Raw genomic sequence first — 24,628 nt, 5'->3', positions numbered from 1 at the left:
CGTCCGCCGCGTGCCAGCCCAGCCACAAGGGTCTGAGACATGAAGGACCTCGCGACGCATTTTGCCCCGTTTGATGCCCATTACACGCGTCACGACGCAATCGGTGTCGCCGACGCGGCCTATCTGAGTGTCGAGAACGCTTGCTGGTCAATCCCCCGAAGCGGGCAGCGCGTTCTGCATCCCGTCAGCTTCGAGCTGGCCCGCGGCCGCGTGCTTGGGGTGGTCGGGCCCAACGGCGCGGGCAAATCGACGCTGCTGCGGCTGCTCTACCGTTATCTCGCGCCATCCGAGGGCTGCGTAAGGATCGACGGCATCGACATTTGGTCCCTGACGGCCCGCGAGGTCGCGCAATCGGTGGCCGCGGTGTTGCAAGAGCAGCCCACGGATTTCGCGCTGACTGTGCGCGAGATCGTGGCGCTGGGGCGCACGCCGCATCGCAAGGGGTTTGGCGGCATGTCCGGGGCGAAGGACGCCGCCATCGTCCAGGAGGCGCTGGATCGCCTTGATCTGGACGGGTTCGCGAATCGGCGGCTCGGCACGCTGTCCGGCGGCGAGCGGCAGCGCGTCATGGTCGCGCGCGCCCTGGCGCAGCAGCCCCGGCTGCTGATCCTTGATGAGCCGACCAACCACCTTGATATCCGGCATCAGCTTGAGGTGCTCGCCCTGATCCGCGATCTGCCGCTCACGATTGTCACATCGCTGCACGATCTGAACATGGCGGCGTCCGCCTGCGATGACGTCTTGATGCTGCAGGCCGGGCGTCCGCTTGGCTTTGGGCCACCGGATACCGTTCTCACGGAAGGCACCGTGTCAAAGGCCTTCTATGTGACAGCCAGGCAGGAGCGTCTTGCGCCCAGCGACACCCATCACCTGACATTCCACCTGTAATCTAAAGGAAACCCAAGATGAGACAATTCGTTCTCGCAGCGCTTTCGCTCGGCCTAAGCGCGGGTCTGGCCTCGGCGGAGACCAGCGTGCAAAGCTGCAACCGCACGGTGACATTCGACGCGCCGCCGACGCGCGCGGTCTCCAATGACGTGAACCTGACCGAGATGATGCTGGTGCTTGGCCTGGCGGACCGCATGGTGGGCTATACCGGCATCTCAGGCTGGAAGACGCTCGACGCGGATATGCGCGCGGGGGTCGAGGCGCTGCCCGAATTGTCCGCGAAATACCCCACCAAAGAGGTGCTCGCAGGGGCCGACGCGGATTTCTTCTTCGCGGGCTGGAACTACGGCATGAAGGTCGGAGGCGAGGTGACGCCCCAGACGCTGGCGCCCTTCGGCATCAAGGTCTACGAGCTGACCGAAAGTTGCACCCATATCATGGACAAGGGCAAGGCCAGCATTGCGGATATGTATGCAGACCTGACCAATCTCGGCGCGATCTTTGGCGTTGAGGAAAAGGCCGCCAGCCTGATCGACGGCTACAAGGCGGATCTGGCGTCCTTCTCTGACGGGCTCGAGACCGGCGATCCATTGCGGGTGTTCGTCTATGACAGCGGCGAGGACGCGCCCTTCACCGCCGGTCTCTACGCCATGCCGACCGCTCTGATCGAGGCCGCCGGTGGCACAAACGTGATGAACGGCTTCGAGAAAAGCTGGGGCACCGTGACCTGGGAGGAAGTGGTCGAGCAGAACCCAGAGGTGATCGTGATCGTGAACTATGGCGACGTGACCGCGGCGCAGAAACGCGCGTTCATGATGTCAAACCCGGCCTTCGCCGAGATTGACGCGGTCAAGAATGATCGCTTTGTCACGCTCGAATATGTCGAGGCAACGCCGGGCCCCCGCAACATTCAGGCGATCAAGACGCTCGCCCAGGCGTTCTGGGCGCATTGATCCATGCATGAGGCAGCGGCGGCGCGATCTGCGCCCACCAAGGTGGCAAACATGCCATTCCTGGCCCTGGGCGGTCTGATCGCGCTGCTTGTGTCGCTTTCCATCGCCGTCTCCGTGGGGGCCGTCCCGATTCCCGCGGGCACGGTCTGGGGGGTCTTGGCCAACAAGCTGTCTCCGGGGTTTGCCGAGCAGACATGGAGCCAGGGCCGCGAGGCGATCGTTTGGAACATCCGCTTTCCGCGCGCGATCCTGGCCATGATGGTCGGCGGCGGGTTGGCCATCGTGGGGGCCAGTCTTCAGGCCGTCACGCGCAACCCGCTGGCCGATCCGCATCTGCTGGGGATTTCCTCGGGCGGGGCGTTTGGCGCGATCTTCGCCCTGCTGCATGCGGGGCTGTTCTTGGGGCTCTTGACGGTGCCGCTCTTGGCGTTCCTGGGGTCGCTGGCCGCGACGCTGATTGTGCTGGGGGTGTCGCGCCTTGCCGATGCCGCAAGCGCCGATCGGCTGGTGCTGGCCGGGGTCGCGGTGTCGTTCATCATCATGGCCGGGGCGAATGGGCTGATCTTTCTGGGGGACCCGCGCGCCTCGCACACCGTGGTCTTCTGGATGCTCGGCGGGCTTGGCCTGGCGCAGTGGGACCAATTGATCTACCCGCTGGTGATCCTGGTGATCCTGGTGCTCTGCGGGGCGTGGCTTATGTCGCGGACGACCCAGTTGAACGCGATGACCATCGGGGACGAGACCGCCGCCACGCTCGGGATCGCGGTGGCGCGGTTCCGGCTAGTCGTCTTCGTGGTCGGGGCCCTGATCACCGGGGTGATGGTCGCGTTCTCGGGGATCATCGGATTTGTTGGCCTAATGGTGCCGCATATCGCGCGGATGCTGGTGGGCGGGGATTACACCCGCGTTCTGCCGGCTTCGGCCCTGATCGGCGCGATCTTCCTGCTTTGGGCGGATATCGCGGCGCGCACGGTCATGGCGCCAGAGGACATGCCGATTGGCATCGTGACCGGGCTTGTGGGCGGCGTGTTCTTCGTGTGGCTGCTCGGGCGGCGCTCGCTGTGAGGCGCGATGCGGCCCGGGGAGGCCCGGCGCCTACCTGCCCTGTCTCTGCCCACCCCACTCGCTTTGGTATCCCGGGATGGTTCCGGACGGGCTTTTGATCAACGCCAGCGCCCGATGATCAGGCGCTGGCGGGTGCTGTGTTGCTGGGCCCGGCTTACCCGGTCACCGCTTCCAGCCGATCCGCAACGACCTGCCAGTCCACCAGGTCATTTAAGAAGGTCTCGACATATTTGGGACGCTGATTGCGGTAATCGACATAGTAGGAATGCTCCCAGACGTCGCATGTCAACAGGGCCGTATGGCCTTGCGTGATCGGCACTTCGGCGTTGCCGGTCTTGGTGACCGACAGCTTGTTGCCATCGAACACGAGCCAGCCCCAGCCCGACCCGAATTGCGTCAGGCATGCCTGAGTGAATTCGGCCAGAAACGCGTCAACGGACCCGAAATCGCTGATCAGCCGCTGCTCCAGGTGCCCGGGCATCGCACCGCCGCCGCCTTTGCGCATACCCATCCAGAAATGGGTGTGGTTCCAGTGCTGGCCCGCCTGGTTGAACAGCAGTGCCTGGCCGGGATCCTGCGCGGATTGCTGGATGATGTCCTCCAACGAGGCCGCCTCCAGCGGCGTACCCGCGGTCAACTCATTAAGCTTGTCGACATAAGCCTTGTGGTGCTTGCCATAGTGAAACTCCAGCGTTTCGCTGGACATGGCAGGGGCAAGCGCATCCATGGAGTATGGCAACTCCGGTAGTGAGAACATTCGGTGTCTTCCTTGATTTGGGTGGATGAATGAGGCTGATCTGGTTCAGCAGGCCCGGGCGTTTGGCGTCCACATCAGCTTGCGAACCCGTGCAATCTCCTGCGCGATCCGAGAGCGAGACGCCCCAGTCATCTGTAGATGCGTGGCCAGCGCGACCATCGCCGGTTGTAGCTGTGAGGCGCATAGCTGACGCAATGTGTCGGGGGCGGTGGTCTTGGCTGCCAGCTCAAGCAGGCAATCAAACGCGGCCTGATAATGCGTTGTCGCCCGGGCCGGCCGCGAGCGACCAAGTTCCAGTTCCGCGATGTTGTGGTGCGAGACAACCAGCAGGACCGGAGCCTGTGGCAGGTTCAGCCCGTTCTCCGCCTTTGCCAACAGATCCTCGGCTTCCGCAAGGGCGCTCGCATAGAGCTGTTCGGCCTGTTCGATGTCATCACGTTCCAGCGCTGCATTGGCGGATTGAGTCTGCATCTTCCAAAGCGTGTCAGCGGCGACCTGAATGGCGCCGGTTTGGGTGTCGGCTGGGGGGATCATCGCTCTACTCCGCGGGGCGAATAGTCCGAGGTCGAGTGGGGCATGCTGATCTCCTTGCACCTGGATTCTGGGTTCAGACCTGAGTTCCTATACATATTTAGCCGAGGCTAAATATTGTCAATTGGTTTTTAGCTCAGGCTAAAAGTTTGCCTCCTGCGGCGCGCCCATGCTAAGCACGCCGAATGAAAAACGGATCATCAGCCGCATCGCCCCAAATGGACTCTGAACCCTCTGCCGCTGATCAGGCCCGCAATTTCCTGCGCGTCCGCGAAGCGCATAAACGCGAGATCGCAGAAGACTATGTCGAGATGATTTCGGAATTGTCGCAGACCCAGGACGCCGTGCGCACCGGTCATCTTGCGGAACGTTTCGGGGTCTCGCACGCCACGGTCACCAACCACATCCAACGATTGATTGCCGAAGGGCTGGTACATGACAGGCCGTATCAGCCGCTCGTATTAACCGAGCAAGGCGCGGCGCTGGCCCATCAGTCCCGCGGACGGCATCTGCTGATCCGTTCCTTCCTGATCGCAATCGGCGTCAGCCCCGAAACTGCAGAAGCCGACACCGAAGGCATCGAGCACCACGTCAGCCAAGAAACCCTGGCCTGTTTCACCGAGCTGCTTAAATGGATTGAACGGGAAGGCTCGCCAATTAGCTGACACCCGCGCAGATCGCAGTGGATTTCTGCGTTCCTCCTGGTCAGGGGAACTGTCCCCTAGCGATCGAGCGCCGCGTTCAGAAGTTCGAGACAAGATCCAATTCATCCCGCCCATATCGCTCATATTCAATCCCCAAACGGGATTTGATGGCCTCTGGGAGGAGGCGGCGAGACGAGATGCGCGGGCGGTTTATCTCAGGGATAAGGCGATCCGCGCCGTAGAGGTCGACATATTCCTGATAATTGTCGAAATGGGAGCGGGTGGCGGCATCCACAAAGGTCTCGGCAGGCGCACCATTCGCGAGGATCACGTCATGGGCTTCCGTCTCGATGTGGTAGACGGCAAAGCTGCGTTCTAATGCGGCTGCAGGGATCCAATCTATTGAGCTTCCGTTCACGAGCGCCGCGGCGTTGATAACATAGCCATCAATGACTATGCCGTGATCGGCGGTAACGGTCAGGTCGCTGTGGGGCAAACCATTGGCCAAAGCGCCGGCACGAATAAGGACCAGTTGTGACCGAAGGCCAGAGAAAACACTCTGCATCGCTTGGACGCCTATCCATTTGACCGCCACGTGGGATCCTGCTTCCGTCAGGATCAGGTCCCCGATTTCCAAGCTCTCGACTGCTCGCTCGTTGTCTGGAGTGCTAATGAGTGTTCCCGCCGCGAAGCAATAGGCGTAGGTTCCTGAAGTCGAACTGGAGATTGTGCTTCCGTTCATGAGGCTGCTGTTGTTGGTCAGCAGATTCAGCGAGCTGTCTGCAAACTGAACAACCGGGCCCTCAGGCGTCAAGGCGACCAAGACCACCGGCTGGTCCAAACTGGGAAATCTAGGGAAGCCTTAAGTTAACGTCTCACCGATGGGCGACATGCCATCAACCGGGGCGTCGACCTCGGTTAGGGACGCAGAAACCCCGGCAGGATTAGCACTCAATGTCAGCGTGCCGCCTGGAGTCCCCGTAATGGCGATTGCCTCGGAGAATACTTCATTTGCCATGTCTACTTTGCTTTCAAAAATCTACGTAAGGTATGAAATCCAATGGGATGGGTGCACTGTAATGCTATGCCGATGAATAACACAACAAGTTTCTCTCGTAGGTAAAAAAAGCGGCACTGTTGTTGATCAGCTGATGCCATAGGGCTGGATCATTGCTGTGATCCACATTTCAACGCTTAATCGGATCTTAATGTTTCGGGCAAATCGCTAGAAAATGCAGAGAGCATTTTGCTAGGGTCTGAGAGAGTGCGGACATTCAATGCATTCCATTTGGACGGAGGGGTTGCGGGACCAGGCGGACCCCTGCACGTGCGGCGAGGATTTGCGAGGGATCGCGACTTTGACTTCGCGCGTGCAACACGCAGGATGCAGCGCCGCAGCAGGCTTGCACACCCATAGCCACCCTAAGATAACTCAAAGGTCCGCTCTTGGCGATCGATGGCTTGGGAACTCTCGACCCGGTTGTCGGAACCCTCAATTCAGCAAATGGCACAAATTGGCTTTGGCGGTCAGGTGTATCTTTGAATGCAGCCAAACAGCCCAGATTGATATGGATGAATGCACTGATTGAGATTCCCCTAAAGCGGGATCAATTCCCGGTGGATATACCCAGGAACATGATCGGCGGCAGGTCCCGGACGCTCCCGAAATCAAGTCCGGTGATTTCTTCGATTTCCGCAATCGAGACCTGGCTGTTAACTACATCGAACGGCTCGGCGGCGCCGGTCAGCTCGTCGCCATCAACCGCAATGGTTTGACGCAACACATATCCCACGGCGCTCGGAATTCCGTCGATCTCGGTAATCAGGACTTTCCAATAAGCCAGTGGGATCTGAACATCGCGATAAATTGGGTCTGCCTCAGAAAGAACCGGTCCGGAAAACACCGTCGCTTTCAGGCCGCCGTTCTCAAGGAAAGAGGAAATGCCGTTTTCCAACTCCCGCCAAGTCCGCCGATTAAATTCTTCGTGCTGCGGCGTGGCGTTGGTGTAATAGTACGCCGTCCGCTCCGCACGCTCCGCCACGATCAACCCGCCCCAGGTCACATTTCTGGGCCGCACCAAGTGCCCCCTATCCAAAGCGTTTCTTGCATATAGCTGATTGTCAGCCTGCTGTGCTGCGGCTAGTCGCGGATCCAGCATCCACTGGCCCGACCGCCTCATCTGGATCAGCCTTCCGCTATCAATGTTCTCTGCAGCAATGACCGGAAATCGTCTCTCATTGTGCATCACGATCGTATGATGGACATAATGCAATGGATCGCTCGCAACGGCCATCAGGTCGCCCCTGGCCGCCGGGAAGGGAATTGATAACTTGAGGAAATCCGAATCGTAACCGGGTGTCATGTCCGGCTGCAATTTGCCTGGATCCGGCGAGACCTCTTCTGGGTCCATGGGCTCTAGCTGCAACATCGCCAAGACATTTTCCACATCGCGTTTCTTAATATCCGGGACCTGTGCCGCCAGTCCGTCAAGCGACAGGTTGCCCACGTTTTCACGCATATACGCGCGCAAGGCGCCACCGTCGAACATCCACGAAACTGGGCGAACATAGGCAAATTTGCCGTCCCGTAGCGTTTGCCAACGGCCGGCCACGTTCAACCCAACTAGCCGCCCGGTGCTCAGGCTGATCAGCGGGGCGCCGCCTGTTCCGCCGCTGGTGCTTGCATCGACGACGATTGATCCGCCGCTCAAAACGGATGCATTCGATGGCGTGCCCGGTGCGGGAACGGCTAGAACCTGTCCCGGCATGATGCGCTTTACTCCACCACCCTTCTCGCCCAACAGGTTCTCCATGAATTCCTTGGGCAATCGCGCGTCCAGGTTGGGAAACCCGATCAGGAATGCGAAATCATTCACGCCCACTTGGGCGTTTTGCTCCAGATCGGCCGTCAGCGGCGGGAAGGCTGCTACATCATGGCGCTCGATCTCTAACAGCGCCAACTCGGGGCGGGTGTCATCACTCCTGCTCAGATAGAGAATGCGCTTGATCGGCAAACGCGGCGTGGTCGCGTCGGTATCCTCCGGCCAGGCATCGGCAAAGACGAATTCTGCCGTGTATTCGCCCGGAATGGCGATCAGTTCGGATCCGTCGCCTCCTGCGCGCAATCCGTCGTCCAGAATGCTGTAGGCCATCGTCGCAATCAGGTTTGGACCAATCGCAATACCCATCACCGGCGTGGAAGCAAAGGTCTCGCCCGCCTCAGGCGCATAGATCCGAAACAGCCCCGTAGCCCGCGCGGCCCGCTTGATCGCCTCTTTCGACGCCTCGTAATCCAGTGCACGTTTCCAAAGGTGCCTGGCTTCATCGACAACCGCCCCATCACTTACAACAAGAGCCGGACGAGCTTCGGCCAGAACCCGGTATGCCTCAGCGTCAGTCACGTCTTTATTGCGGGCCAGCGAATCCTTCGGGTCAAGTCGCAACAGGGTGAGATAATTCAATTGATCGTTCTGGATCCGGACCAACAGTGCATTGCGCTTTTCGTTCGGCAGCAGGTTTGAAAAATCCGCTCGCAAAGACCAGAATTTCGGATACTTCGCACCATTGTCGATTGCGTGGGTCAACGCGGTCAGCGCCGATTCGACTTTGGTCACCTCGTCTCTGGAAAGCTTGCCATTGCGTCGCAACCGATGCGCCAGAGTTTGATACTCGGTCCAGCGCATGGTCCAGTTACAGAACTCCTCGCGCCCAATGACCGCGATATCCTTGCCCAGCTTTGCCGCGTCCAACCAGATCAGGCTGCAGGCAAGATCAAACGCAATTTGACCGTAATCCCCCGCCCCCTGAAAGTGCAATGTACTGGGCAGCTTCCGGCCATCGGCCAGCACAATGTCCTGGTCAACCAGTTGCAACGCCGCCCGATAATCACTTCCAAGTTTCGAAATCGTGCCGCTCAGCTCGCGCGGGCCACCCACCCAACGACGGAGTTTTTCCAGAATGTTGGTGACCGGAATCTCCTGAACCGTAATCTGAAGATCGGTCAGCACAGTTTCAGCGCGTTCAATCGGCGGCCCCGTCACCGGCATCAGCTGTCGCTCGGTCTCAAATTCCGACGGCTCCACATTCGAAAATCGCCAACGCAGATCGGAATGGCGCTCGATAACGCTTAACCCCAGGCTACGCCCGATCTCCTCTTTCTCGACAGCCTCTTCGATATAGATAAAGCTGCCGATCGTTGTCCGGGTATCCAGCCAAATGCGCCGGATTTCCGAGGCAAACAAGAAGATGAGTCCAACCAGTATCATTGAATAGATGACCTTCACCCAGGTGAAGGTTAGAAACATGGTCGATATCGTGGCGGAGGCTGTCTCCCGAATCTCATGCCTATATGGCGAGAATAACAGGCCAAAACCGACGATCAGAAAGAGCGCGCCAAGAAAGATGTATGTGACGTCGCGACCCAAAATCATGCGAAGAGTAATTCCGAAAAAAGACTCCATATCAAATAAACTAGCACGAATCCGACAAAAGTATAACTTAGGAAATCTGGTTGGCACTTCTGTGATTGTGGCGGAATAGGGGCCGCCAAATGTTTGACCCCGCAACTTTGCGCGAACGGTACGGGTTAGTGCCTCTATAGAGGTAGCGGTTCACAGGTCGGCACTTACCAATTTTTGACAATGTGGGCAATTCTGTCTTCGGAACCGCTAAAGTATCTTGAATTTCATTACTTACCCGGTGCGTCGCGTGGCAGAGGGGGCCCGAGAGAAAGAGGTATAGGACCACCAACCCCAACGCCTGGCCAAGGTCGGTCCCTGTGCCTCTCCAATCCATGGCGTGGTCGCCGTCGGTCAATCAGAGGCCCGGCGGTCACGAAGTGGAATGCGTAAATGCCTGCTTTTTGAGCCGCACTGCGGCACCAGAATTTGCCGCGGGACCGCAAACGATATTCTGCGTGCGCGCGTAGCAAATTTCCCTATCTCTTTCGTTCGCTGCAGCCTTTTTGCAGTACTCAGATGACGCCGAATCAGTTTCGTCGCGCTAGACTCGTACGCCACCCGTTAATACTTCAATCCCGTGCGGCTGGAGAAAATTTAGGTGATACAGGATTTATTTATATTACAATCGCGTAGAGGAGATATTCACTCCTTACCGGACTCTTCGGGATCTTAATTTTCCAATGTTTGGTTTACAGGAAATTTATTGACGATATAATTCATAATATATATTTTGTTCTTTTTATTCATAAGTTAAGGGGGGGGTGCGGTTATCCGTTTGTCGCGATTCTCAATTATCACTGTGTGCCTCACACTGCTTGCTGGATGCAGTTATCAAACGAATATAACACGGGCAGAGTTAGAGGGCGCGAAAAAAGCATCTCTGGGATCACTGCCGATTGATGTAACCCGAAGTTATTCCGACGTTCTGAAATTCGGCACGTCGCTGTCGAACATCTATATCAACGAAGCATCCTCTGCTGCCAGTGACCAGGACGCAGGGTTCTTTGCATTGTTGGGAATTGCGACATTGGGCTCGGTCAGAGCTATCAATGGGGCGTCAGCTGTAGAATTAGGCAAAATTGCCGTTGCAGGTGCAAGTTCCAATCAAGCCATTCAGTACACGCGATCGGCGACGGCTGTCCAAGCCCTGATCACGGCAGCGACCCAAACGAATTGCCTTGTGTCGACTGGGGCTGCTTATGAAGTTGAATTCACGCCCGTTTCCACACATGGCACCAACGCCAAACAAACTCTTCTGACGGCCTATGATACCGTAAGGATCAATCTCAGGCGGTCCCTGCTCCGCCAGGCGCCGGACTATGCGACTTTGCTTGAAAACCTGCGCCAAGCATCCGCAGACAACGCGTCGAACGGTTTACTGGGGTTATCTGCGTCCTCAGTCGATCTTAATAAGCGATTGGCAGCGCTTCGAGAGCAAGTCGCCAAATGCCTTTTGAAAGTCTAAGACGTGTTGTTCAACTAGCATCATGATGAGACGGCCTTAGAAGGCCAAATACCCGCTCATCTTTTTTTGTTAATCGACTTCCGATTCTGAACCATAGGCAACGGTATTTTGCCAGATAAGGATATCATAACGATTGCTATCGACCCGCAGGGCGGCGGCGAAAATTCGATTGCCGGATCGCACCCCTCGCAGGTCGCTGCGCCGAACGGGCTCGTCGACAAGGACCTGATCCTGCAGATAGCTCTTGAGATCGAAAAGGTCTTGGAAGGGCGCGGCATGCGCGTGGCGATGACGCGCAAATCCGATCGAAACCTGGCCAAGGCAAAGCGCAGCCAAGTTGCCCGTGACGCCGCAGCGAGCCTGTTCGTTTCCTTGGGCTTTTCCGCGTCCGAGGACCCGAATGAACAGGGGGTGAAGGCGATCGTTCATCCCGACGCCGATGCCGGCTCGAGCAAACTGGCCGAAGACTTACAGCAAGCGCTCTCTGTTGCGGTTGGCCATCCGCGGCTGGGGATCAAACGGCGCAAGCACGCTGTCCTGCGCCCCGACCGTCTGCCCGAGGGGACCCCGGCCTGTGAATTGGCGATCGCCTATCTCAGCAATCCGGCAGAGGCTGATCGGCTCGCGGACCCGGCCCATCTGCAGGGCATCGCCCATGTGATCGCCGACGTTCTTTGGGACAGTGCCGGAGGTGCGTATCCCAGGATCGAAGAGCCCGAGGCGACGCGGCCCGAACCCAAGCGAATGCCCACAGCCGAAGTGCTCAAATCACAGGACCTTCCCGCCGAAAAATTGCAAAACCGAGAGGATTTCAACATGGCAACCATCGTCATTGACCCCGGTCACGGTGGCACCGCAGATCTGCCGTGCTCGTCGAAGAACAACGCAGTAGGCCCGGTCTTCGGAACGCTCGAAAAGAGCCTTACGCTGGACGTTGGCCTCAGACTCGACCGCGAATTGCGAAACCGCGGCCATAACGTGACGCTGACCCGGTCGACGGATGTGAATGTCGCCGGACGGGAGCGGGCCAAGATCGCCCAAAGGTTGAACGCCGACGTCTTTGTATCGATCCATTTCAACGGCTCGACCGGCCACAACGCCCAGGGCACCGAGACCTTCATCCACAGACGGCATTCCAGCACCGGAGACTCCGCCTCGCTGTGCCGTAGTGTGCAGGCGGCGGTCTTGCGGGCAACGGGATTGCGCGACCGCAACGCATTGCACCCGCCGCATTTCGTTAAGAAGGCCGGCTTCTGCGTGGTCAATCCCAGAGACCACTCCGCAAACACCGCCGCCGTTCTGACCGAGATCAGCTTTCTCGACCGCGCGGACGAAGAGCGGCGGCTGCAACGCGACAGCTATCGCGACGAGATCGCGTTTTCACTGGCGGAGGGCATCGAGGCTTATCTCACGCCCGAGACCTCTGTGTCGCCCGGGCTGGAGGACGCGGACGTCGAAGATGCGTTTGCCTTGTCCGACTGGGAAAGTGCCGCAGAAGGGTCGGCCTTCCTGCAGGCTGAGCCGCAAGAATATGGCGATGGGGTCGAACAGGGAGGCCATGCAATTGCGGGCGCAACGCCTGGGGTTTCTCCCTCAATCGACGCCGGTGTCAGGGACATCGCGCGCGCGTTAAGTGCCGCACCGCCATCAACCCGCGCCGATCCCGATGAACGGGGCGAAGAAACGCATCTGAATGGCAGCGACGCACCGGATTTCTCGGGCTTCGGGCAAGATGTTGACGCGGATGCCCGAACGCTCGGGCAGGTGTTCGGTCCCAGCATGGCCGCGCTGACAAGCTTCGACCACCCTGCATTCGCCGACTTCGTGCGTAGCCTGAACTTGCGGCATTTCCAACCGATTGAACTGCTGTTTCTCGGGAGCTCACATGGAAATCCGGGCAGCGATTGCCATAACCTGAACGAACTGCCGCCGCGGCATCTTTGGTCCCGCATCGCCGCGACGATCCAGATGCTCGATGAGATCCGCGCGCGCCTTGGCGGCCCGATCCGCATTCTGTCGGGCTATCGCAACGAGGCCTACAACGCTTGCGTCGGCGGCAAGCCGGGCAGCTTGCACAAGCAGTTCAACGCGCTCGATTGGACCTCTACCGTAGGCGACGTTCCGCAATGGCATGCGATCGCCAAACAGGTCAGGGCCAGCGATCCGAAGTTCCTCGGCGGGATCGGCGATTACCCGTCCCGGAATTTCGTACATATCGATACCCGCGGCCACCAGGCCGATTTCTGACCGATCCGGGAGAGTAATTATGTTTGTACATCGTGATCTGACGAAACCCCAATTTCTTGAGCGAAACAAAAGCGAACTCCAGGCACTGTTTGACAGGGTAAACGCGGATCTGGCGGCACGGTACGGCGCCGCGCTGCAGCCGCTGACGCCGCATGACTTCTGGCTGGTCTTCTTTGCCGAGGCCGCCATCGACGCGCGCGGACATGTAGACATCAACGGCAGACATTCGCTGGGCGAGCGCGGCCTGCTGCCGCTGCCCTCAAACATCACGTTCTGGAATGGCCCCGGCGCGCCGAACCCGACACAGCCGCATTCGCTGACCGAGAACCTGACGCACTACGCGCTCTACCTCGGGCAGCTGAAGAACAAGGTGGTCCGGCAGCGCGGTGGCAGAGACATCTATCCCGGGCTCTTCCGGCATCCTGGCATTGCCGGAAACAGGGGCCGCATGGCAAAGGTTCTGGCGGGGGTGGTTCATGGCTATTTCTTCGGCGGCAATTACCGGCCCGGTCCACCGCCGGACAACGCCCTTCTCGATGGATTTGCCCGGGATCGCTCGGTTGCCGACATGCTGCGCGGCACCACCTATGTCCATGCCGGCACGTCTATTCTGGAAAACCGGCAAAGAAATATCGACGAGGCGATGGCCTTTATCGAACGCCACTTCCCGCACAGCGGACCAGGAACCGGCGGCATTGTCCCTGCCAACGCCGACGGGCGATACACCCTCGCTTCCGGCGCCACGTCGGGATTTGCCACCGCCATTCTGCGCATTGATGTGGATGGGCCGCAGGCGCAAGGCCATCTCAGCCTCGAGGTCACCCAGGGCTTTCCCAGGCTGTTGACCCATGTGGTCGCCGAGGTCGTGGACGACGGCCAGCAAAATGGTGGACGCCGCATCCAGGCGGTGCCGATATATCAATCCGGTGATGATTGGCTGGTTCGCGGCGACGAAATCACGCTGGTGCTTCCTGCCTCGGGTGATGTGAATGTCGTCGTGCGCCGGGGCTCTGCCGTCATTTCAGAGTTCGATGTCACCCATGAAGGCCCGTATTTCGACAAGGTAGAATTCGAAGTCGACGTTGTCGAAAACGCCGGACGCGTGCACGAAATCTACGACCCACACAGCCATCCGAACCGCCCGGCAACGCTGCCCGCCGCAGCGGTCACGATTGAAAGAGCCTTCCGCGAGGCTGGCTTTGACGTGCAGATGTCGGCGGAGCGTTCGAGTATTCCGCTAGAGGATGCAGGAAGCAACGAAACCTGGAGCAACAGCGAGCTTCACAATGCCATGCAGCGCTTCTGGTCGCGCTATGACGACCAGGCCCAGTGGGGATTGTGGGTCATCTATGCTGCAATGCATGACAGGGGCGATGACCTTGGCGGCATCATGTTCGACAATATCGGTAGCAATCATCGCCAGGGCACTGCGATATTCACCGACAGTTTTATTTCCCGGCCGCCATTTGGCGAAACGCACCCGGATGCCTGGCGCCGCCGAATGCAGATTTGGACCGCTGTGCACGAGATCGGCCACGGCTTCAACATGGCGCATTCCTGGGAAAAGGCCCTAGGCGACGCCTTTCCGCTGACGGCGAAAAACGAACCCGAAGCACGCAGCTTCATGAATTATCCCTATGGGGTGAGCGGCGGCCAAGAGGCGTTTTTTAGCGATTTCGAATTTCGGTTCTCGGACCGCGAGCTTCTGTTTCTACGCCACGCACCGCGCGATTTCGTACGGATGGGGGGCGCCCGGTGGGGATCCAATCACGGGCTCGAAGCGCCGCCGGACATGACCGAGCAGCATTTCCAGCTGGAACTTCGGCCAAATCGCGACCGGAACGTCTTTCCGTTCATGGAACCGGTGCACCTGGAACTGAAGTTGACGAATACGTCGACCGAGCCACGCAAGGTTCCAAGCGACATTCTGACCGATGGGCACCATTTGGCAATTGCCGTCGCCCGTGACGGAGCCGAAAAAACGCGTCGGCACCGGCCCTTCGTGATGGCTTGCCAATCTCTGCAAACGACCGAGGTTGCGGCTGGAAAGTCGCTTTATGCGACGCATTTCGTCGCGGCATCGACCGGGGGCTGGCTGATCGACGAACCTGGATTCTACTCGGTCCAGGCAGCCGTTTCGATCGAGGGCGAGATGCTGATCTCGAATGTATTGCGGATCTATGTAAGCCCCGGTTCGCATATGCAAGCGCACACCATTGCGCCCGATTTTTTCAACGAGGACGTCGGTCGTGTGTTGGCATTCCAGGGTGTGCCCGAACTCAGCAAGGCAAACGACGTATTGCAGGAAGTGATCGAGACTATGCCCGACGCTGCAGTGGCTCAACACGCTCGGTTGGGAGTTGCAGGCCCTTACATGCGTCGCTTCAAGCGGTTGATAATCGGAGATGATCGTGCCGACCTTCGGGTGCAGGCTTCCGCCCCGGATCTCGACAGAGTGCTGGAATTGCAGCGGTCGATGTTCGGGGAACGCGCAACGGAAACCGCCGAAACGCTTGGGCATATACAATATCGCGCGTCCGCGGAATCGCTCGCGCAATCTCTCGCCGACAATGGTGCGCTCGACGAAGCTGCGGCTGTGCAAAACCAACTCGTGGATACCCTTGAACGCCGCGAAATTCTGCCAAGTGTCATTCGCGACTGCCGAGCGATCCTCGGTGTTTATCGGGGCGCGCAGAAGAATGGGTAAGGAGTGTACCACAATGGCGAATGGTGCTTTCTAGATAATAGTTGATAATCTTGAATGGATTTTTGAAGACGTGATGCATACCGGCCTGCCTGCAGTGCCGCATGGCGGGCAAGAGCCCAATGGGCGCGTCGAAAGCGATGCAGCGAAGGCACCGATTTTAAGGCTCCCAATTGCGGGAAGCTAGGTAAAACGCCAGAACCAACAGCATGGAATTTATCTGGGCTGATCTTCCCGCTTATGTGACGGGTCGGCGAACCGACACGTCACTTTCGGCTATCGTGTGTCCCGGTTGTTCAAATAGGTGAGCAATAGAGCCAGTCCTGCCAGAACCAGTTCGATCTCTGCTCACCTCCCCTCAGCTCTTTGCGGAGGCTTACCTCATGCGCTGTCGTTGTGCCCGACAGCTATGTTTTCTCAACTAATAAGTCGTTACGATGTCTTCCGATTCAAGGTATCCTGTCGGTTGTTCTAGGTCTGCGTATGGCAGCAGACGACGGCCCGATTTTGCGCCACCTCATGACCGTTTGGAGCTTATTCTGGAAAAAGGGTGTAGGGTGAATTCAGGCGTGTGGTGCAACATCGTTGGCGGAATTGATATCCGCTTGTCGTCAAACGAGAAAACGATGTTGCCATGTCAAAGTACACGCAACTCTCCCCATACGAAAGAGATCAAATCGCTGACCTTAGAGCTCAAGGGCTTGGTCCGACAGCCATCGATGCGGCCATTGGTCGGGACAAATCCACGGTGAGCCGCGAACTCAAACGCAACGATCATCAGGACGGTGCTTACCGGCCTGTCTATGCCGAAGGTTCGTATCGTTTCCGCCGCCAGCGCGGGGCCGTTCTGGAGAAAGATGGTCGCCTGCGGCAATTCGTTCTCGACCGCTTGGCGGAAGGATGGACACCGGAGCAGATCGCAGGCTGGCTCAAGTGCGGAATCGAGATTGGTCTGAGCGCGATCAGCACAAAAACCATCTACACTGTCATCTTCCGCAGTGGCCAGAAGACGCAAAGGCTTTGGAGATATCTGACTCGCCGCAAAGCCAGCCGGGGTCACCGCGCTCGCAGATCAAAGGACAAGATTGCAAGCAAGACCCTTATCTCTGAGCGCTCCCAGGCCGCAAATGATTGCGCAGAACCGGGTCACTGGGAAAGTGACCCGGTGATTTGCAGGCAAAACCGCCCGCTTCTGGCGCTGCATGAACGCAAGACGCGCCTGACAATCATGACCCGCCTCGTCAGCAAGACCGCCGCCGAGACGGCTACCGCCATTACGGGTAATCTTTCAAAGATCGACCCAGGAATGCGCCGGAGCGTGACCTTCGACAATGGCGGTGAAATCGCACGGCATTCCTTGCTCAAGGACGCGCTCGGATTAGCAGACATACTTCTGCGATGCCTATGCAAGCTGGCAAAAAGGCGGGGTCTAGTAGGCCGCTTCTCAGGACATTGCTGCGCAATACCCTGCCAGCCGAGGAACGGTCGCATCAGGCGATGGTTGCCAAGACAAACCTATCTCGACGCGCTGACTGAAGAGGACATCCAAGACGTCAGCATGACCCTCAACCTCACTCCGCGGAAGTGCCTTGGCTTTCGCTCACCAGCAGAGGCTTTCCTAAACGAACTTGGGAAATCGCTCACAATCCGCTTCAATAACAACGTTGCACTTGGCGTTTGAATCCACCCATTTCTCGGGCTGCGAGCGCACGCAGCACAAAATCATAACGGCCGGGTCGGGCTTGTAGTCAGCGTTCTCTGCGAGTCGATCAAATGTCTGCAAACAACTCGGCGACCCGGATTTGCGCAACCGGGCCGCCGCTGCATCGTTAGGAGCTTGTTTGGTCACCGTGTAACTCCACCCGTTCAGAAATCCAGTCCTGCACTTCGCTTTCCAGCCAACCTACGCGATTGGGTCCGAGTTGTATCCGCTTGGGAAACTGACCCGCTTTCTCCAATCGCGCCACGTGCTGCTGCGAATACAAAACCACCTCCTTCAGATCGCGTTTCGACAGTATCCTCATCACAATGTCTCCTTGAGTAAGGAGCATCGCGATGCCCCGGTGGGATTGACCCCGGTCCGAGTGATCCCAGGAAAATCCAGTGGCGCAAGAAATTGTAGAGATTCGATGAGACGCACGAACCCAAACGCCGGAACAAGTGGTTCAACGCTGTGGTGAAATTACTCATAGCGGAACATGCCAGCTCATCACAAGATATTGCAATTTCTGAGCCTAGGATGAGCCTAAGACTCGGCGTTATGTCTGCTTAGCGGATAATTTATTTGGCGATCCCTCGAGGACTCGAACCCCGAACCTGCTGATTAGAAGTCAGCTGCTCTATCCAGTTGAGCTAAGGGACCGCTCGCGCGCCGTTCTGCGGCAGGGGGCGGGATTAATCAAGGCTCATAGAGCATGTTCAGCCAAAGTGGGTACCGGTTTGGCGGTTCGAACATGCGACAAATCAATAAGCTGGCGTCTGCGGCTACTTGGTGGCGCCGGTGACGGGCGAGGGCGGGCCGAAGTCGCGGTTCTCGGGGTCCTCGGCGACCCAGGAGCGATGCTCGGCCTCGATCTGCTCGACATAGGGGACGATGTCAGAGCCGTCCCCGCTGGCGAGCCGCTGGGCTTTGTACTTTTGACCGGAGGCGGTCCAGAGGTGGAGGAGTTCGGCAATGTGGCGCTGTGTCTCTGGGTGCCTCAATTGATCGAGCGAAAGGTCAATGGCGACCGCCTTCGCCATGTCCTCCGCTGCGCGGGCCATGTCGCCCTGATTGGCATACATGACAGCGAGATTGTTGAGCCGGGCCGTCACCTCTGGGTGCCGTGTGCCGCGCAGGGCACGGGTAATCTCCGCCGATTTTTCGGTATACTCCACCTCTTTTTTGCGATGCACTGGGTCGCCGCTTTCGTTGCCCCAATCATAGTAAATGGCGCCGAGATTGCTGAGGTCTATTGCATAATTTGTCGAAATCTCACCAAGCGCGACCTTGTCGATTTCCGTTGCGCGTTCAGTCAGCTCCACCGCCTTGGCGAAATTCTTGCGCCGCCGATGTAAGTTACCGAGATTCGAAAGCGTGATTGCGAGAGACGGATCACTCGGCACCAATATCTCTTCTTTGATTTTCAAGGCGCGGAGATAGGTGGCCTCTGCCTCGTCCCAGGTCTCTTCACGTTCTTGCAGGTGTCCCGCGAGATTGCCGAGCGCAGTGGCAAGCTCCTTTGCATTGTCTTTATGCAATTCCTCACTCAGCGCTACACTGCGCCTAAGCAAATCGATTGCACCGTCAAAATCGCCACGAGCGTTCAGAAAAAGAGCAGCTTGATTCAGCACGTAATCCAGCGCTACGCCGAATTGGCCGGGGCCGGGAGTGTGAGATTTCAGCGCTTCGGCATGCGGTACCAACCGCGCGCAAAGCGGCCAAGTACCGGGATCATCGACTTGATACGGCATCAACCGCCGGATCATCATGATCGCCGCGTCCCGCCAGGTCTCGGCCTCTTCCTCGCTCAGCCGCGCGCGGGCGACCTCGCCGATTAGCCGGTGCATGACCAAGACCGGGCCAGCCGGGCTCTCTTCGCCATATCTCATCAGCGCAAAGGCGGTCAGCGCTCTGAAGGCTTCGCTGGCCGCCAATTTATCGGACAACGCGCTGCTTGGTGGGTCAGGCAAGATGTCGGACTCACTCGCGGTCGCTTTCAGCAGTTCTACATCAACCCCATCCGGCGACAGGAACGCACAGATGTTCAAGATCGCCAGCGCGGCCGCGCCGTGAGGACGTTTTGCCACCGCCTCAATGGCCGCACTAAAAGTCGCCATGACCGTTACCGGCACGGTCAGGTTGTCATATTCGTGCGCAAGCAAATCGACCAGATGCGCCTCGTACTCTGCGAAGTCCCAATCACCGTGTTCGCGTAGATAGGCTCCGGCCTGTTCCGCTGCCAGCGGCAGCCCTTCCAGTCGCTTGGCAAGCGACCGCGCCTGTGTTTTCGTGCCCCTCTCCACGCGGCGCAGCAGGTATTCCGTCGTGGTGTCCTCGTCCCAGATATCGAGCGGCATCATCTCTGCAACGTTCTCAAAGTGGCGAAAGCGAGAGGTCACGATCACCTTGGCGGAACCTTGGGGCAGCCAATCCTTCACCGTCTTAGCATTTGGCGCGTTGTCGAAGATCACCAGCCAGGGCAGCGCCGAGGGTTGCTGGCCCAGCCAGTCGCGCACGGCGATGGCGTTCTCGCGGCTGTCCTTTTGGCGGTCGATATCCGGCAGCTTCTCGGCCAGGGTGTCATAGGCGTTGATGACGCCCGGCGCGGTCTCTGCCGGGATCCACCACACGCCGCCGAACCGCGCGCGGTTGCCGTGGCGCAGCGCGTATTCCCGCGCCAGGGTGGTCTTGCCGACGCCGCCCATGCCCGCCACGGCGGTGATCGCGGTGGCCCCACCCGCGCGGATGCGCTCGTGCAGGTCCGCCATCTCGGTGTCCCGCCCGGTGAAGAGCGGGTTTGGCTGGCCCTCTACGTTCCAGAACTCCGGGCGCCGCTTGTCCAGCGTTAGCCCACCCGCCTGTAGCCGCGCCTGCTTTGCCCCGTCTTCCTGCAAGGCCGCGACCAGCGCCGCCCCCATCTCGGGCGCCTGCTTCCCGCGCAGGTCGATCCTTTTGAGCGGTCCCATCAGGGACGGGAAGGTGCAATCCTCGATCTGTACCGGAACGATCAGCGGGTTGGCGTTCAGCGGGTCCTGCCAGAACTTCGCCAGCCGCTCGGCATGGGAATAGACCTTCTCTTCGGCGAAGTATTTAGTGGAGCAGACAGCGATCAACTGGCGGGCAAGGTCCAGCCCGGTTTCCATCCAATAGGCGATATGTCCTCCGGACGGTATATCTTTGGGGTGGAAGTAGGTCGAGAACCCCGCCGCGTTCAGGGCGTCGTTGAGGACCGTGGCGACCTCTAAGTCGTCGATGGTGAAACTGATAAAGAAATCGCGCTGGGCTTGGTCGGGCATATCGCTGCAATCAAAAGCTGACTGCAGTTAGTCATCCACACCCAAGGGCGTTGGGGCAAGCGATTAGTGCGTCCAGGCCCCACGGCGGTTGGTGGCGAAGTTCTCGGCATAGCCGCCGGCGCGGATGTTGGGCTTGCGCTTTTGCGGGGCGAGCACCGTGGCGGTGATGCCCTTCTCCTCGGCGTAGTCCAGCGCCTCTTTCTTGGTCTCGAAGGTCAGCCGGACCTGCGCCTGGGTGTCCGCCGAGCTGGTCCAGCCCATCAGCGGGTCCACCTCGCGCCCGGTGTCGGGCGTGAATTCCAGCACCCATTGCTTGGTCTTGGCCGTGCCGGATGACATGGCGGTGCGCGCGGGCTGGTAGATACGAGCTGGCATGGGGCGGGCCTCCGAGGTTGCGGGCCCTGTATCGCAAATTCCACGGCCTCGGCGCAAGCGATCAATTCGACGCATTTGAGCGTTCTGCGCGGCGGTTTTTGGGGGAGTTGATCGCCGGCCAAGCGCGTCGGGTGGTGGGATGGGGTGGGTCGCGCGCCCGGCCAGCGATCAGAGGTGTAATTGCTTACAAATACACGGTATGCGGGATTATCCACAGGGGCAACCCGAAAATGACGCTATGATTGCAATTTCTTGACCCGCACACGCTGGGTTAGATTTTTGCACCTTTGAGCCCGCCGGTTTTGGCCCCGTTCGCATGGGCAAGGCCTCGCAGCTTGAACAAGAACAAAAAGTGATCAACTCTAGCGCAGGAAAGGAATCACCCTTCATGAACGAGCCCATCCTGAATGCCCCGGCCCCTGAACCGCGCAGCCGCGAAAAGCTTGAGGGCGGGGTGGTCCTCCGCATGCAGACCGCGTTTGAGCCCGCGGGCGACCAGCCCACCGCGATTACAGAGCTGGTGGCGGGCGTGAATGCGGGGGAGCAGGACCAGGTGCTGCTCGGCGCCACCGGCACCGGCAAGACCTTCACCATGGCCAAGATTATCGAGCATACGCAGCGCCCGGCGATCATCCTCGCGCCCAACAAGACGCTCGCGGCGCAACTATACGGCGAGTTCAAGGGGTTCTTCCCCGATAACGCCGTGGAGTATTTCGTCAGCTATTACGACTACTACCAGCCCGAGGCCTACGTGCCGCGCTCGGACACCTATATCGAGAAAGAGAGCCAGATCAACGAACAGATCGACCGGATGCGGCACTCGGCCACCCGGGCGCTGCTGGAGCGCGACGATGTGATCATCGTGGCCTCGGTCAGCTGCATCTACGGCATCGGCAGCGTCGAGACCTACGGCGCGATGACCCAGGACCTCAAGGCGGGGGGCGAGTACGACCAGCGCCAGGTGATGGCCGACCTGGTGGCGCAGCAGTACCGCCGCAACGACCAGGGCTTTGCCCGGGGCTCGTTCCGGGTGCGCGGCGACAGCCTAGAGATCTGGCCCGCCCACCTGGAGGACCGCGCCTGGCGGCTCTCGTTCTTCGGCGAAGAGCTGGAGGGCATCACCGAGTTCGACCCCCTCACCGGCGCCAAGACCGACACGTTCGAGCGCATCCGCGTCTACGCCAACTCGCATTACGTGACCCCCCGGCCGACGCTGAACCAGGCGATGATCAGCATCAAGCAAGAGCTGCGCACCCGGCTGGACCAGCTGGTCAGCGAGGGCAAGCTGCTGGAGGCGCAGCGGCTCGAGCAGCGCACCAATTTCGACCTGGAGATGATGGAGGCCACCGGCGCCTGCAACGGGATCGAGAACTACTCGCGCTACCTCACCGGCCGCGCCCCCGGCGAGCCGCCGCCCACGCTATTCGAGTTCATCCCCGACAACGCCATCGTCTTCGCCGACGAGAGCCACGTCTCGGTGCCCCAGATCGGCGGCATGTATAAGGGCGACTACCGGCGCAAGTTCACCCTGGCCGAGCATGGCTTCCGCCTGCCCTCCTGCATGGACAACCGGCCTTTGAAGTTCGAGGAATGGGACGCGATGCGGCCCCAGTCCGTCTTCGTTTCGGCCACCCCCGCGTCGTGGGAGATCGAGCAGACCGGCGGCGTCTTCACCGAGCAGGTGATCCGCCCCACCGGGCTTTTGGACCCAAAGGTCGAGATCCGCCCCGTCGAGATGCAGGTGGACGACCTGCTGGACGAGGTGCGCCGCGTCGCCGCCGACGGCTATCGCACCCTGGTGACCACCCTGACCAAGCGCATGGCCGAGGACCTGACCGAGTACATGCACGAGCAGGGCATCCGCGTGCGCTACATGCATTCCGACATCGACACGCTGGAGCGGATCGAGATCCTGCGCGACCTGCGCCTGGGCGCCTTCGACGTGTTGATCGGGATCAACCTGCTGCGCGAGGGGCTCGACATCCCCGAATGCGGGCTGGTGGCGATCCTGGACGCCGACAAGGAGGGCTTCCTGCGCTCCGAGACCTCGCTGATCCAGACCATCGGCCGCGCCGCCCGGAACGCCGAGGGCCGGGTGATCATGTATGCCGACAAGATCACCGGCTCGATGGAGCGCGCGCTGAAGGAAACCGACCGTCGCCGCGCCAAGCAGATGGCCTATAACGAAGAGCACGGCATCACGCCCGAGACGATCAAGAAGAACGTCGATGACGTGCTGTCGGGGCTCTACAAGGGCGACACGGATATGAGCCGCGTGACGGCGACGGTGGACAAGCCGATGGTGGGCGCGAACCTACAGGCGCATCTGGACGGGCTGCGGCTGGAGATGCGCAAGGCGGCGGAGAACCTGGAGTTCGAGGAGGCCGCGCGCCTGCGCGACGAGGTCAAGCGGCTGGAGGCGGTGGACCTGGCCGTCGCCGACGACCCCATGGCGCGCCAGTCCGCGGTCGACGCCATCGCCGCGGGGGCGGTCGCTACGAAGGGCCGCTCGACGGCGGGGAGACCGGGGCAGAGGGGTGGGAATGTGAAGCGGAAGAGGCGGTGAGATGGATCTAAAAACAATAGACAGATTGGACCCGCGAGATGCATGGCCAAACGAAGCCACTGATTTTACTCCATGGCTTGCCGAAGATCCAAACTTTCAAGTTTTAGCTGACGCATTGCATTTAAATGATGCTGTTGTTGAGGGTACTGAGCGGTCTATCGGAGATTTTGCGGCAGATATTATTGCGAGGGACCGCGACGGCTATATCCTGGTTGAGAACCAGTTAGCACAAACCGATCATAGCCACCTCGGGCAAATCCTCACATATCTTGCGGGGTTAGGATCTTCTGCAAAAGTGATCTGGATATCGACTAGGGTTAGGGAGGAGCACCGGGCAGCGGTCGACTGGTTAAATGAAGAGACAAGCAACCAATTTTCGTTTTTTGCCGTGGAACTAGAACTCGTCAAAATTGGGAACTCACCTATGGCTCCCCTCTTTCATGTTGTGGCAAAACCCAATGAGTGGACTCGCCATTTAAGTAGAAAATCCCGGCAGATCAGCGGTTCGGCCGTGTCAGAACGCCAGAAAATGTACCTTGGGTTTTGGACCGAATTCGCCCAATACTTGGACGAGAAAAGTCCAGGATTGCGAGGAAGTAACCCTCCAAAGGACCATTGGTGGAACTTTCCTGTAGGCCGCGCGGATTTTGCAATAGTCCTCACAGCAGGAGCCCGTGATTCGAAAATCGGCGTCGAACTGTACATCCACAATGACACAGAGAAGCTGATCTTTGAGCATTTCAATGAAAGTCGCGAGGAAATTGAAGCCGAGTTTGGCTACCAATTGAGCTGGGAAAGATTGGATGATCGTAAAGCCTCAAAGATTGCATTGAGACGTGAGAACATCGATCCAATGGATACAAACAAGAGGAACGAGGTTTTTGACTGGTATCTGAAAGGGCTCACTGACTTCCGACGGGTATTTTCCACCAGATGTCGAAAGGTTGAGATTGAGGAGCTTCGCTTGGAATAAAC

17 protein-coding genes and 1 tRNA gene are annotated in these 24,628 nt (G+C 59.1%); 10 read left to right on the top strand and 8 right to left on the bottom strand.

What is annotated here, in order from left to right; all coding sequences use genetic code 11:
• Positions 1-39: 39 nt before the first annotated feature.
• From AIOL_RS18480 to AIOL_RS18470, 3 genes are read left to right on the top strand one after another with little or no spacing between them, the layout of a single operon-like run.
• On the top strand, positions 40-888 hold the full coding sequence (locus AIOL_RS18480) for an ABC transporter ATP-binding protein (protein WP_082152678.1): 849 nt from the start codon (positions 40-42) through the stop codon (positions 886-888).
• 17 nt (positions 889-905) lie between these two features.
• Positions 906-1,841 (top strand): ABC transporter substrate-binding protein, encoded by a 936-nt coding sequence (locus AIOL_RS18475; protein WP_049644337.1) that lies wholly within the window; start codon positions 906-908, stop codon positions 1,839-1,841.
• Positions 1,842-1,892: 51 nt separating this feature from the next.
• A complete protein-coding gene (locus tag AIOL_RS18470) occupies positions 1,893-2,906 on the top strand; it encodes a FecCD family ABC transporter permease (protein ID WP_235439086.1) in 1,014 nt (337 codons plus the stop codon).
• Between the two features lie 154 nt (positions 2,907-3,060).
• Here the strand turns inward: AIOL_RS18470 and AIOL_RS18465 are convergent, their stop codons facing one another.
• Both AIOL_RS18465 and AIOL_RS18460 read right to left on the bottom strand, forming a co-directional pair.
• Positions 3,061-3,663, bottom strand: coding sequence for a superoxide dismutase (locus AIOL_RS18465; RefSeq protein WP_049644335.1), 603 nt, complete (start codon positions 3,661-3,663; stop codon positions 3,061-3,063).
• Positions 3,664-3,708: 45 nt separating this feature from the next.
• A complete protein-coding gene (locus AIOL_RS18460; protein WP_049644334.1) occupies positions 3,709-4,197 on the bottom strand; it encodes a hypothetical protein in 489 nt (162 codons plus the stop codon).
• 182 nt (positions 4,198-4,379) lie between these two features.
• Between AIOL_RS18460 and mntR the strand changes: the two genes are divergently transcribed.
• Entirely contained in the window at positions 4,380-4,859 is a 480-nt protein-coding gene (mntR, locus tag AIOL_RS18455) for a manganese-binding transcriptional regulator MntR (protein WP_082152677.1), read from the top strand.
• 76 nt (positions 4,860-4,935) lie between these two features.
• Here the strand turns inward: mntR and AIOL_RS18450 are convergent, their stop codons facing one another.
• Positions 4,936-5,679 carry a Hint domain-containing protein gene (locus AIOL_RS18450; RefSeq protein WP_049644332.1) on the bottom strand — a complete coding sequence of 248 codons (744 nt, stop codon included), beginning with the start codon at positions 5,677-5,679 and terminating at the stop codon, positions 4,936-4,938.
• 766 nt (positions 5,680-6,445) lie between these two features.
• Positions 6,446-9,298, bottom strand: a complete 2,853-nt coding sequence (locus AIOL_RS18445) for a DNA/RNA non-specific endonuclease (RefSeq protein WP_049644331.1) — start codon at positions 9,296-9,298, stop codon at positions 6,446-6,448.
• Between the two features lie 799 nt (positions 9,299-10,097).
• Between AIOL_RS18445 and AIOL_RS25220 the strand changes: the two genes are divergently transcribed.
• The 4 genes from AIOL_RS25220 to AIOL_RS18430 all read left to right on the top strand — a co-directional run bounded on the left by AIOL_RS25220 (position 10,098) and on the right by AIOL_RS18430 (position 17,395).
• Positions 10,098-10,763 (top strand): hypothetical protein, encoded by a 666-nt coding sequence (locus tag AIOL_RS25220; protein WP_152912591.1) that lies wholly within the window; start codon positions 10,098-10,100, stop codon positions 10,761-10,763.
• A 108-nt stretch (positions 10,764-10,871) separates the two neighbouring features.
• The gene (locus tag AIOL_RS18440; RefSeq protein WP_049644330.1) at positions 10,872-13,010 is read left to right on the top strand and encodes an N-acetylmuramoyl-L-alanine amidase; all 2,139 of its coding nucleotides are present in this window, start codon (positions 10,872-10,874) and stop codon (positions 13,008-13,010) included.
• Positions 13,011-13,029: 19 nt separating this feature from the next.
• A complete protein-coding gene (locus tag AIOL_RS18435) occupies positions 13,030-15,717 on the top strand; it encodes a hypothetical protein (protein WP_049644329.1) in 2,688 nt (895 codons plus the stop codon).
• Positions 15,718-16,348: 631 nt separating this feature from the next.
• Positions 16,349-17,395, top strand: a complete 1,047-nt coding sequence (locus AIOL_RS18430; protein WP_200898767.1) for an IS30 family transposase — start codon at positions 16,349-16,351, stop codon at positions 17,393-17,395.
• A gap of 148 nt (positions 17,396-17,543) precedes the next feature.
• Here AIOL_RS18430 and AIOL_RS18425 read toward each other — a convergent pair whose 3' ends face one another.
• From AIOL_RS18425 to AIOL_RS18410, 4 genes are all read right to left on the bottom strand, one after another.
• Positions 17,544-17,738, bottom strand: a complete 195-nt coding sequence (locus tag AIOL_RS18425) for a helix-turn-helix transcriptional regulator (RefSeq protein WP_049645534.1) — start codon at positions 17,736-17,738, stop codon at positions 17,544-17,546.
• Positions 17,739-17,999: 261 nt separating this feature from the next.
• Positions 18,000-18,076: transfer RNA gene (locus AIOL_RS18420), tRNA-Arg, on the bottom strand.
• 122 nt (positions 18,077-18,198) lie between these two features.
• Positions 18,199-20,712, bottom strand: coding sequence for a tetratricopeptide repeat protein (locus AIOL_RS18415; protein ID WP_049644328.1), 2,514 nt, complete (start codon positions 20,710-20,712; stop codon positions 18,199-18,201).
• 63 nt (positions 20,713-20,775) lie between these two features.
• The gene (locus AIOL_RS18410) at positions 20,776-21,087 is read right to left on the bottom strand and encodes an ETC complex I subunit (protein ID WP_049644327.1); all 312 of its coding nucleotides are present in this window, start codon (positions 21,085-21,087) and stop codon (positions 20,776-20,778) included.
• A 388-nt stretch (positions 21,088-21,475) separates the two neighbouring features.
• Between AIOL_RS18410 and uvrB the strand changes: the two genes are divergently transcribed.
• Together uvrB and AIOL_RS18400 are read left to right on the top strand one after the other, a co-directional pair.
• On the top strand, positions 21,476-23,653 hold the full coding sequence (uvrB, locus tag AIOL_RS18405; protein ID WP_049645533.1) for an excinuclease ABC subunit UvrB: 2,178 nt from the start codon (positions 21,476-21,478) through the stop codon (positions 23,651-23,653).
• A 1-nt stretch (position 23,654) separates the two neighbouring features.
• Positions 23,655-24,626 carry a DUF4268 domain-containing protein gene (locus AIOL_RS18400; protein WP_082152676.1) on the top strand — a complete coding sequence of 324 codons (972 nt, stop codon included), beginning with the start codon at positions 23,655-23,657 and terminating at the stop codon, positions 24,624-24,626.
• The last annotated feature ends 2 nt before the right edge of the window (positions 24,627-24,628 follow it).

The organism is Candidatus Rhodobacter oscarellae (genome assembly GCF_001078595.1).
GTDB classification, from domain to species: domain Bacteria; phylum Pseudomonadota; class Alphaproteobacteria; order Rhodobacterales; family Rhodobacteraceae; genus Rhodobacter_B; species Rhodobacter_B oscarellae.
This window is presented reverse-complemented; position numbering and strand designations above follow the sequence as displayed.